This window comes from Serinicoccus shuyuelongi (genome assembly GCF_045032955.1).
Taxonomy (GTDB): domain Bacteria; phylum Actinomycetota; class Actinomycetes; order Actinomycetales; family Dermatophilaceae; genus Ornithinicoccus.
In genome coordinates this window covers 225230-235694 of sequence record NZ_JBJFZU010000010.1, presented here as the reverse complement: position 1 = coordinate 235694, position 10465 = coordinate 225230, and the positions used below count along the sequence as shown (strand labels likewise).

Sequence of the window (10465 nt, the reverse complement as noted above, 5' to 3'; positions counted from 1 at the left end):
GTCACCGAGACTGAACCGGTCGGCGGCACTGGGGCGGTTGGCTACGTATAGGTCTCTCTTGGCGACCTCGATGTCGTTGGCCCACTTGACCTCGAAGCCGCGAGGCTCCAAGGCCGCTGCCATGAGTCCAATGCCGGCGAAGTACTCCGCAACCCCGATCGGGGTGGGGGGCGCTTGAACCGTGACTGTCATGACACCCATGTTGCCACGCGTCACCCACAGAGCCTGGACACGACCCTCCGACACCTGTTCGGGACGAGCGCACTTAACCTGTGTTCGCTAACTCGAAGACCTCCTCGCAGGTGACCACCCGTTCGTGCGCCGGGATGGAGGCGGCCAGGCAGTTCAACAGGGTCGTCTTGCCGGCCTGGGTCCCGCCGGCCACCAGGATGTTCAGGCCGGAGACCACCGCCGCCTCCAGGAACCGCGCCGCGTCCTCGGTGAGGGTGCCGAGCCGCACCAGGTCGGAGAGCTCGTCCGCGGCCACCACGAACTTGCGGATGTTCACCGCCCAGTGGCGTCGGGTGATGTCCGGGATCGCCACGTGCAGCCGGCTCCCGTCCGGCAGGCTGGCGTCGACGAAGGGGCTGCTCAGGTCCACCCGGCGGCCGGAGCTGCGCAGCATCCGCTCCACCAGGTCGTGGACCTGCTGCTCGGTGAGCAGGGTAGGGGTCAGCTCCGGGCGACCGTTCCGGGCAACAAAGATCCGCGAGGGGTCATTGATCCAGATCTCTTCGACCCCTGGGTCGTCCAGGTAAGGCTGCAGCTGCCCGAAGCCGGCCACGGACTCCAGCAGGATGCGCTGTGTCTCCTGGCGGTCGCCCAAGGGAACCAGTCCACCGACCAGGGCACGGTCGTCGTACTCGTCCAGCACCTCCCCGATCAGGTCGCGCACGGCGGCGTCGTCGAGGGCCGGGTCCAGCCTGCGGCGTCGGATCAGCTCTCGGACGTCGTCCTCGAGCAGCTGCACCGCCGACGCTGACATGTCCTACCTCCCCATGCTCACACGGGCCGTCCGGGCCCTGCCCCGTGCAGCCGATTCGCAGGCTACTCCCATGGTGCTCCCAGCGGAAGAGTCCGATTGTTGGCGACCCGGACGGGTCCGCCCGGCGACCTTCAACCTACGGCGGCCCCGCCCCGGCCGACCGGCGTCGTCCACAGCCTGTGGACAACTCGTCCTAGGAGGTCGGGGGCTTCGCACCATGGGCAGATGAAGGTCATCGTGACGCGGCAGCTGGGCGGGCGGGTCGAGCACCTGGCGGTGCAGGCACCGGCCGGAAGCACGCGTGGCCAGCTGCTCCGACGGCTCGCCGGCGACCCCGGCGACCCCGACGAGCTCGACGACCGGCTGGAGCACGGGTGCGACCTGTCCGTCCCACCGCCCACCGACGGTATGCCGTCGGGCATCCCCTGGCTGGTCGTCGCCGCCGGCCCGGACGCCGGCGGCGCCGCGCCGCTCCCCCCGGGCCGCTGGGTCGTCGTGGGCCGCGGCCCGGCGTGCGACCTCCGCATCCAGGACCCCGGCCTCTCCCGGAGACACCTGCAGGTGCGTCAGGAACGGGACGGTGTCCGGGTCGCGGACCTGGGCTCGACCAACGGGATGAGGTGGGAGCAGCACGGCGACGGAGCACGGTGGCGCCCGGGTGACCGGCTGCTGGCCGGCGGCACGGCCCTGGTCCTGGTCGCCCGACCTGCAGCACCGGCACTCTCCCGGGCTGCGGACGGCACCCGTGAGCTGACCCCGTGGCCGCGGGTGCTCCCTGCCCTCGAGCCGGTCGAGATCTCCACCCCGTCACCAGCCGGTCGCCGGGCCGTCCGGGCGCCCAGCTCGTGGACGTGGAGCCTGCCGCTGGTGCTGGCCCTGGCGGTGGCGGTGCTGCTCCGGATGCCGTGGCTGCTGCTCTTCGGCCTGCTCGGCCCGGCCATGGTCCTGGGCCAGTACCTCGGTGACCGGCGCGCCGCCCGGGCCGAGCACGAGGAGGCGGTCGCGGCATACCGCGCCCAGCTGACCACCGACACCGAGCGCGCGCGGACCCTGCTCCAGGACGAGCTCGACCGGAGGCGGGCCCGTGCCCCCGGGCTGGTCGGGGTCCTCGCCGCCCTGCGGCCCGTCCCCTCCACGACCTTGTGGGAACGCGCCGACGAAGCCCACACCGTCATGCTCGGTGAGCACCGGTCCGCGTCCTCGGTACGGCTCCAGGGTCAGCTGCTCGAGCACGAGGTCGCACCGCTGGAGCACCCGCTGGACCGACCTCTGGTGCTCGTCGGCCCGGCGGGGGCCAGGGACGGCCTGGCCCGCAGCCTGCTGCTGCAGCTGGCGACCGGGCACCCACCCGGCCGGTGGTCCCTGGTCCTCGACCCGCAGGCCGCACCCGGTCCCGGGTGGGACCTGCTGGGCTGGCTCCCGCACACGGTGACCGACGGCCGTCCGCCGGGTCGTGCGCTGGTCTGGGGTCGGGACCTGCTGCTCGTGGACACGGTGGAGGAGGCGCCCGCGGGGGTGCCCCGGGTGCTGCTCCCCGGCGCCGGGCCGGGCTCGGGGACGACGCCGGCCGCCGTGCTGCAGGTGCCGGGGCAGCCCGACGTGCACTTCGCCCCGGCGACCGTCGGCCTGGCCCGCGCCAGGTCCCTGGTGCGGATCCTGGCACCGTTGCGCTGCTCCGGCGGTGACAGCGACACCACCGGGGCAGCGGGACCGCTCGCGTCGTCGCCGATGGCCGCGGTCCGCCTGGGTGACCTCGGTCCCTGGCCCACCTCCGCCGCGACGGCGCGCTCGTGCTGGTCCGCCCCCGGGCTGCAGATCCCGATCGGTGTGGACGACCACGGCAGCCCCGTCACCATCGACCTTCCCCGCGAGGGCCCGCACGCCCTGGTGGCGGGCACCACCGGGGCCGGGAAGTCGGAGCTGCTGCGCACCGTGGTCGCGGCCCTGGCGATCCGCTGCTCGCCGGCCGACCTGGCGCTGCTGCTCGTCGACTTCAAGGGCGGTTCGTCCCTGGGTGACTGCGCCGCGCTGCCGCACGTCACCGGGCTGGTCACCGACCTGGACCCGCACCTCGCCCAGCGGGTCCTGGCCTCGCTGCAGGCCGAGCTCGTCCGCCGGGAGGCCGTGCTCGCCGAGGCGGGGGTCCAGGACATCGACGGGTATGCCGGTCTGCCCCGGCTGGTGGTCGTCATCGACGAGTTCCGGGTGCTGGCCGAGGCGGTGCCCGAGGTGATGTCCGGCCTGGTCCGGCTGGCGGCGGTGGGACGCAGCCTGGGGGTCCATCTGATCCTGGCGACCCAGCGTCCGGCGGGCGTGGTCGGTGCCGACCTGCGGGCGAACGTCAACCTGCGGATCGCCCTCCGGGTGCGGGACGCGTCGGACTCGCTCGACGTCATCGAGACGGCGGAGGCCGCGTCGCTGCCGCAGGACCACCCCGGTCTGGCGCTGTGGCGCACCGGGGCCGAGCGACCGCGACGGGTCCAGGTGGCTCGCGTCGGGCCGCCCACGGCCGGCGGGACCCCGGACTGGACGGTCACGGCGCACGAGGACGTGTGGTCGGCACGGGCATACCTGGAACGGCCACCCGCGCGGCGGGCGGGCGCGGACGACCTCGGCCCGCTCGCCGCCGTGCTGACCGAGGCGGCCGCGCTGACCGACGCCACCGCGCCGGTGGTGTGGCACCCACCGCTGCCGGGACGGATGCCCGGCGACCCCGACCGGCCAGACGCCTGGGCGTGCGCGGACCTGCCCTCCCAGCAGCGCCGGGACCTGCTGCGGTGGGAGGCGGACACGCACCTCGCGCTCGTCGGCTCCGCCGGGTCCGGGCGCAGCACCGCCCTGTGCTCCCTGCTGCTGCGCGGACTCCCGTGCTGGCTGGTCGTGCTGGATCTCGGACGCACGCTCGCGGCGACGCCACTGAGCCGGCACCCGGGCGTCTGCGGCTGGAGCGGCCCGGACGACCTGGCCCACGGCCTGCGGTTGCTGGACCGGCTGCAGCACAGCGTGCTGACCCGTCAGGCGGAGGCCCTCACCGGTCCGCCGCTGGTGCTGGTGCTGGACGGGTGGGACCGGTTCGTGGACCTCTTCGGCGAGGTGGAGCGTGGTCGTGCCGTGGACACCGTGCTGCGGGTGCTGCGCGAGGGACCGGCGGTCGGCGTGGTCGCCGCCCTCACCGGTGACCGCAGCCTGCTGCTGGGCAAGGTCGCCTCCCTGCTGCCCCAGACCTGGGCGTTGCGGCTGAACGACCCCGCCGACCTGCTGATGACCGGGTTGCGCCCCGCTCAGGTCCCGCGGGACCAGCCGCCGGGGCGGATGGTGGGGGCCAGGGACGGCGTCGAGGCGCAGGTGCTGCTCCCTCCGACCGACCCCCGGCCCACGTCGCCGGCGGGTGGCCCGCCCTTCGTCTGCCGCCCGCTCCCCCGCCGTTGGGCGGCGCCGCCGGGCGAGGACGGCTGGGCGGTCGGGGGTGACGAGGTCACGGCGGTGACGGTGCCCGGTGGCTCGGTGCTGGTGCTGGGCCCGGCCGGCTCGGGGCGCACCAGCACCCTGCGGGCGCTGCTGCGGGAGCGGCCTGCGCTCGTCGTCGAGGGCAGCTCACCGCCGTCGCAGGGAACGTTGACCGAGCGTCTGCAGAACCTGCCGGACGGGCACCTGGTCGTGGTGGACGACGCCCATCTGCTGGCCGGCACCCCGACCGAAGACCTGCTCGTCGAGGCGGCGGCCGTCGGGCGCCGGGACCTGCTCGTCGCCGCGGACACCGATGCCGCAGCCGGGTCCTTCCGCGGGCTGGTCCCCGCGGCCGCGCGAGGACGCACCGCGGTCGTCCTGCAGCCGTCCGCGCCGGGCGAGGGTGCCGTCGTCGGGGTCCGGCTGCCGGTCGGTGACGTCCCGGTCCCTGGGCGCGGGGTGCTGGTCCGTCGCGGACGCTGCACCCGGGTCCAGGTCGCTGCTCCCCCAGGCTCTGCTACGTCTCGAGCCGACCCATGAGGAAGGTGGAGACCACGACTCCGACGCCCAGTCCGAGCACCCCCACGGCCATCCACCACGGCGCGAACTCGAAGAGGGCGATCCCCATCGGCACCATCAGGAAGTTGAATGCGATGGCCGGCGCCTGGGCCCGCGGATGACGTCGGACCAGCCCCAGCGACGTGTAGGCGAGCGCGATCACGAAGACCGCCATCGTCACCACCGACATGATGATGACGAGCAGGTCCACGCCCTCCCCGATGAGGAGCTCGTAGAGGTAGAAGCCGGCGAGACCGGTGATCACCAACGCCTCCACCGCCACCAGGGTGGCTGCGACGCGACCGGCCACCAGCTGCCTCGGCGTCGGCTCGGTGGGCATCGTCGATGCCGTGCTCGGCGCGTCCTCCGGGACGCTCCCTGCGGGCTGCTCGGTCACCCGCCCATCGTAGGTCGTGGCGCGGCGCACCGGTCAGGGGTGCTGGCTCACCAGCCCCAGGTCACGGGTGTGGAAGCGGTGAGCGGTGGCATACCCGAGGCGCTCGTAGAGCCGCAGGGCGCCCTGGTTGTCGGTGTCCACCCCCAGGGTCGCGACCCCGGCCTCCTCCACGGCGCGAGCGGTCAGCGCCTCGGTGAGCAGCATGCCGATGCCGCGGCCACGGGAGGCGGGGCGGACGACGACGCCGGCCAGATGGGGCATACCCGAGGCCAGCTCGTGCAGGCCCCCGACCGCCACCGTGCTGCCCTCACGGTCCCGGACGGCGAGCCAGAGGGTGGCGAACCCCCGGCCCGGGAAGCCCTGGTAGGGGCCGTCGCTGTGCTCCTGCCCGAAGGCCTCGAGGTGCTCCGCGTCAGCCCGGTCCTCCAGCTCGACCAGCTCGAGGTCCTGATCGGCCAACCCCTGCGGCAGCGGCACCCCGGCCGTCCGCTCGGTCCACATGAAGGCCCACCTCCCGGAGCCGGTGGCGACGTAGTGCCCGGGCAGCTCCAGGTCGCGGCGGTCCCGGGTGGAGAACCACTCGAGGCGCACCTCGTCGTGGGCGGCGTCCACGATGGCCTGGAGCGCCTGCGACTCGGCGTCCGGCGGGGCGTCCGGCGCGACCACCGCCGCACCACCCCAGTGGGCCGCGCCCTGGCGCCAGGGACTGACGCAGGCCCAGCCGGCACCGTCCTCGGCGGCGACGGCCACCAGCTCGGTGCTGGTGGCGAAGCGCACGAACGGGTCGCGGCCGGAGGTGATGAGCAGTGTGTCGCGGTCGACCTGGCTCCATGTCACGGGCGGTACTCTCGCACACCCGCATCCGGAGTGTGCAGCCTGACCGTGCACGGCCGGCGTTCGGCCCGGGCCCACGGCTGACCTAGGCTGCATCACGTGCACCGAGCGGCCAAGCGCATCGCCCTGGAGACCCTCGGATGGGTCGTCCTGGTCATCGGGGTGCTCGCACTCTTCCTGCCGGGGCCTGGCCTGCTCCTCACCTTCGCCGGGCTGGCGCTGCTCTCGACCCAGTACTCATGGGCGCGGCGGTGGACCAACCCGGTGAAGATCAGGGCGTTGCGCAGTGCCGCCCAAGGCGTGCAGACCGTCCCCCGCATCCTCCTGTCGAGCCTCATCACGCTGGTGCTCGTCGGGATCGGGGTCGTCTGGCTCGTCTCCCCGCCGCCGCCGTCCTGGTGGCCGCTGCGGGACGAGTGGTGGCTCTTCGGTGGGCCCGGGGTCGCGATCACCATGCTGGTCTCCAGCGCCATCGCGATCGCGTTGCTGGGCTACTCGGTCAAGCGCTTCTACAACAAGCCGGAGGCGCGTGCGGAGATCGACCGGATCGAAGCCGAGCACAAGGCCGAGGTCGCGCGCGAGCGCCGCCAAGAGGCCGAGCAGGAGGAGCACAAGAGGTCGGCCAAGGCCTCCGCCGACGCGGAGCGCACCGGGCGCCCGGACGCGGGCACCCGCCACTGACTCGTCACCGGGTCCGGGCCTGCTTCACAGTCGGGCCAGGGCTCGATCCAGGTCGCGGGGCCTGCTCACCCGCAGCACGGGTATGCCCTGCGGGTCCGCCTCCCACCGGCGCATCAACCGCCGCTTGCGGGTGAAGCTGCGGGCGTGCCAGAGCAGGATCGAGTCCCGGGACAGGATCTGGCGCGCATCCTCGGTGTTGCCGTTGCAGACCCGTTCCCGCGTCCGGTATCGACGGGCGGTGCGCCGCACCAGCCGAGCCAGGCTGACCGCCCGGGGGTAGTCGAGGGCCAGGACCACCTGGGCGCGAGGGAGGACGAGATCGCGGAACGACCCGTAGGCGGAGTCCAGGATCCATCGGTCCTGTGACGCCAGTTCGGCCGCGAGCCGCCGCTGCTCGGCCACCGGGCGCAGCTGCCAGCCTGGCAGCCAGCCGACCTCCTCGTCGACCAGGTGCACCGGCAGACCCAGGCGCTCACCCCACCGGCGGGCAGCGGTCGACTTGCCGGAACCCGTGACGCCGTAGACGAGGATCCGCTCGGCGTGACGCAGATCGGCCAGGGTCGCGCGGGGCATACCCGGCAGTGTGCCGCACAACGCTCGCCCGGTCGGAGCAGAGCGCTCGCCCGGTCGGAACACAACGCTCGCCCGGTCGGAGCAGAGCGCTCGCCCGGTCAGTCGGTCGGGCAGCAGGGGGCGGCGGCGACCTCTGGGGTCGGCGGCGCACCGACGCTCGGGATCCCGAGGCTCACCGCGGGCTTGCGGCTGGCGCCGGGGGTGGAGCCCTCGTTCAGCGCGGCCCAGGCGTCACCGCCGGCGGTGCGGCGCACCGCGTACACCCCGCCCTGGACACCGGAGTCGGCGACCAGGTGGTGCGGCGCGCCGTAGGTGACGGCCACCGTCACCGCATCCCCGGGCCGGGGCACGTCCGCGCCCTCGGGCACCGCGAAGTGGACGAGCCGGTTGTCCCGCGCCCGTCCCGACATCCGCTGGGTCTCGGCGTCCTTGCGTCCCTCGCCGGGGGCGACGAGCACCTCCACCTCACGGCCCTCGACCTCGCGGTTGCCCGCCCAGGAGACCTCCTCCTGCAGCGCGATCAACCGCTCGAAGCGCTCCTGGACGACCTCCTTCGGGATCTGGTCGTCCATCTCCGCCGCCGGCGTCCCGGGGCGGATCGAGTACTGGAAGGTGAAGGCGCTGGAGAAACGGGAGGCACGGACCACGTCCAGGGTGCCCTGGAAGTCCTCCTCGGTCTCCCCCGGGAAGCCGACGATGAGGTCGGTGGTGATCGCCGCGTCCGGGATCTGCTCGCGCACCCGGTCCAGGATCCCGAGGAACTTCTCGCTGCGGTAGGAGCGGCGCATGGCCTTGAGCACCCGGTCGGAGCCCGACTGCAGCGGCATGTGCAGGCTGGGCATGACGTTCGGGGTCTCCGCCATCGCGGTGATCACGTCGTCGGTGAAGGCGGCCGGGTGCGGGCTGGTGAACCGGACCCGCTCCAGGCCCTCGATCTGGCCGCACGAGCGCAGCAGCTTGCCGAACGCCAGCCGGTCCCCGAACTCGACGCCGTAGGTGTTGACGTTCTGGCCGAGCAGGGTGACCTCGACGACCCCCTGGGCGACCAGCGCCTCGATCTCGGCGAGGATCTCGCCGGGGCGACGGTCCTTCTCCTTGCCGCGCAGCGCAGGCACGATGCAGAAGGTGCAGGTGTTGTTGCAGCCGACCGAGATGGACACCCAGCCCGAGTATGCCGAGTCGCGCCGGGTCGGCAGCGTCGAGGGGAAGGTCTCCAGCGACTCCAGGATCTCGACCTCGGCGGCCTTGTTGTGCCGGGCCCGGTCCAGCAGCGCGGGCAGCGACCCGACGTTGTGCGTCCCGAAGACGACGTCCACCCAGGGCGCCCGCTCGACGATGGTGGAGCGGTCCTTCTGGGCCAGGCAGCCGCCGACGGCGATCTGCATCTGCGGGTTCTTCTGCTTGGCCGGCCGGAGCTGGCCCAGGTTCCCGTAGAGCTTGTTGGCCGCGTTCTCCCGCACCGCACAGGTGTTGAAGACGACGACGTCGGCGACCTCCGGGCGCTGCGGCGAGGGCAGGCTGGCGAGGTCGACGTAGCCGGCCGTCTCCAGCAGGCCGGCCAGTCGCTCGGAGTCGTGCACGTTCATCTGGCACCCGTGGGTGCGGACGTCATAGGTCTTGCTGATCATGGCGTCCACCAGGGTACGGCGTTCAGCCCAGCACGCCGACCAGACCACGCACCAGGGCGACCGCGCCGCCGACGGTGGCGATGCCGATGGTCAGGGCACGCGCCCGCCCTACCGGCACCCGCCGCGCCAACGGGGTCCCGATGGCGACCCCCAGGGGTACGGCCGCGCACGCCAGCACCCAGATCCACCAGGGCACCAGGCCGGGCTCGGGCGTCGCCCCGACCGCCCACTTGGCCACCACCGAGGCGAGGTTGACGAGCAGGAAGATCGGCTGCAGGGTCGCGGCCATCCCGCGCTGGTCCCAGCGCGAGGCGATCCCGTACACCGCCAGGGCGGGGCCGCCGACCCCGGAGGTGGTGTTCATGAACCCGGCGATGCCCCCGGAGGCGATGGCCGCCGACCGGCCCCGCACGTGCAGCCGGCTCTGCAGACCCAGCGCTCCGGCGATGGCCAGCAGCACGCTGGCCCCCAGCACCACGTCCAGCACCGAGGCGGAGACCGTCCTGACGACCAGGGCCCCGACCACCGACCCCACCACCATCAGCGGCGCCAGGCCCCGGAACCGGCGCCAGTCGATGTCGGACCACATCACCGCCATCAGCATCAGAGCGGCGACCACCGCGGCGACGTTGCTGAGGGTCACCCCGGCGACCGGGCCGAGGACCAGCGACAGGGTGGGGGCGGCGACCATCCCGAGGCCCATGCCGGCGATCCGCTGCAGTGCCGTGCCCAGGGCCACCGTGGCGACCACGAGCAGCACGAACGTCATGGGCACAGTCTCGCTCACGGCATACCGGGACCTCTGTCGGGTGGCGCCGGACCCCGCTACTGTGGGCTCCCACCGGGCGAGGCGAAGGAGCGCGTCATGAGTGACCAGGCCGACCGAGAGACCATCGGCGACGACCTCGGGGTGTGGAGCGTGGACGCCGAGGACCAGCTGCAGCCGGAGGACACCCTGGACGGCGAGGGCGACGTGCTGGACCGGGGGTACTCGGCGGGGGACCACTACCGGGGGGCCGCGGCCTACGGGGTGACGGCCGACGAGCAGTCCCGCGAGGAGACCATCGACCAGCGGGTGCGGCAGGAGGAGCGCGACCCCTGCGCGGGCTACGAGGACGGGAGCCGGGCGTCCCGGGACCGGGACCACCGCCCCGACGACGAGGCCCGCCGGGTGGCGCAGGAGTGGCGGGCCGCCAGCTGGGACTCCCCGGAGGAGTCCGCGATGCACTACGTGGACGGCGAGGACGAAGAGCTGAGCGAGGTCGAGTGGGACCCCTCGGACGAGCCCGCTCCCCGTGAGGACGAGTAGGCCCGATCCGTGCGTTGACACTGCACGGTCCATCCGTCCCGGCGTAGGGTCGA

Annotated in this window: 9 protein-coding genes and 1 pseudogene; 3 read left to right on the top strand and 7 right to left on the bottom strand. The window is 73.5% G+C overall.

Features of this window, described 5'->3' with window-relative positions:
- Both ACI3EY_RS12930 and ACI3EY_RS12925 read right to left on the bottom strand, forming a co-directional pair.
- The coding region (locus tag ACI3EY_RS12930) for a hypothetical protein (protein WP_434056919.1) at positions 1 to 216 on the bottom strand (216 nt) is incomplete at its 3' end.
- 64 nt (positions 217 to 280) lie between these two features.
- A pseudogene (locus tag ACI3EY_RS12925) lies at positions 281 to 985 on the bottom strand (CpaF family protein); the annotation flags it as partial.
- 225 nt (positions 986 to 1210) lie between these two features.
- On the opposite strand from ACI3EY_RS12925, the gene ACI3EY_RS12920 reads away from it, so the two are divergent.
- On the top strand, positions 1211 to 4972 hold the full coding sequence (locus ACI3EY_RS12920) for an FtsK/SpoIIIE domain-containing protein (RefSeq protein WP_405040635.1): 3762 nt from the start codon (positions 1211 to 1213) through the stop codon (positions 4970 to 4972).
- Here ACI3EY_RS12920 and ACI3EY_RS12915 read toward each other — a convergent pair.
- Positions 4950 to 5387 (bottom strand): hypothetical protein, encoded by a 438-nt coding sequence (locus ACI3EY_RS12915; protein WP_405038212.1) that lies wholly within the window; start codon positions 5385 to 5387, stop codon positions 4950 to 4952. The two genes, ACI3EY_RS12920 and ACI3EY_RS12915, sit on opposite strands and share 23 nt — an antisense overlap.
- A 33-nt stretch (positions 5388 to 5420) precedes the next feature.
- Positions 5421 to 6224 (bottom strand): GNAT family N-acetyltransferase, encoded by an 804-nt coding sequence (locus ACI3EY_RS12910; protein WP_405040634.1) that lies wholly within the window; start codon positions 6222 to 6224, stop codon positions 5421 to 5423.
- Between the two features lie 96 nt (positions 6225 to 6320).
- Here ACI3EY_RS12910 and ACI3EY_RS12905 point away from each other — a divergent pair, with 96 nt between their 5' ends.
- Complete coding sequence (locus tag ACI3EY_RS12905; RefSeq protein ID WP_405040633.1) at positions 6321 to 6902, top strand: PGPGW domain-containing protein; 582 nt, start codon at positions 6321 to 6323, stop codon at positions 6900 to 6902.
- Between the two features lie 24 nt (positions 6903 to 6926).
- Here ACI3EY_RS12905 and ACI3EY_RS12900 read toward each other — a convergent pair whose 3' ends face one another.
- From ACI3EY_RS12900 to ACI3EY_RS12890, 3 genes are all read right to left on the bottom strand, one after another.
- Entirely contained in the window at positions 6927 to 7475 is a 549-nt protein-coding gene (locus ACI3EY_RS12900) for a P-loop NTPase family protein (protein ID WP_405040632.1), read from the bottom strand.
- A gap of 98 nt (positions 7476 to 7573) precedes the next feature.
- Positions 7574 to 9103, bottom strand: a complete 1530-nt coding sequence (gene miaB / locus ACI3EY_RS12895) for a tRNA (N6-isopentenyl adenosine(37)-C2)-methylthiotransferase MiaB (protein ID WP_405040631.1) — start codon at positions 9101 to 9103, stop codon at positions 7574 to 7576.
- 22 nt (positions 9104 to 9125) lie between these two features.
- A complete protein-coding gene (locus ACI3EY_RS12890) occupies positions 9126 to 9872 on the bottom strand; it encodes a sulfite exporter TauE/SafE family protein (protein ID WP_405038217.1) in 747 nt (248 codons plus the stop codon).
- Positions 9873 to 9968: 96 nt separating this feature from the next.
- Between ACI3EY_RS12890 and ACI3EY_RS12885 the strand changes: the two genes are divergently transcribed.
- The gene (locus ACI3EY_RS12885; protein WP_405038218.1) at positions 9969 to 10412 is read left to right on the top strand and encodes a hypothetical protein; all 444 of its coding nucleotides are present in this window, start codon (positions 9969 to 9971) and stop codon (positions 10410 to 10412) included.
- The last annotated feature ends 53 nt before the right edge of the window (positions 10413 to 10465 follow it).

What these genes read in the sequence shown, in the direction of transcription:
- ACI3EY_RS12920 (WP_405040635.1), top strand. Translation starts at nt 1,211, where the DNA reads ATGAAGGTCATCGTGACGCGGCAGCTGGGCGGGCGGGTCGAGCACCTG.
- ACI3EY_RS12900 (WP_405040632.1), bottom strand. Translation starts at nt 7,475, where the DNA reads ATGCCCCGCGCGACCCTGGCCGATCTGCGTCACGCCGAGCGGATCCTC.
- miaB (WP_405040631.1), bottom strand. Translation starts at nt 9,103, where the DNA reads ATGATCAGCAAGACCTATGACGTCCGCACCCACGGGTGCCAGATGAAC.
- ACI3EY_RS12890 (WP_405038217.1), bottom strand. Translation starts at nt 9,872, where the DNA reads ATGACGTTCGTGCTGCTCGTGGTCGCCACGGTGGCCCTGGGCACGGCA.
- ACI3EY_RS12885 (WP_405038218.1), top strand. Translation starts at nt 9,969, where the DNA reads ATGAGTGACCAGGCCGACCGAGAGACCATCGGCGACGACCTCGGGGTG.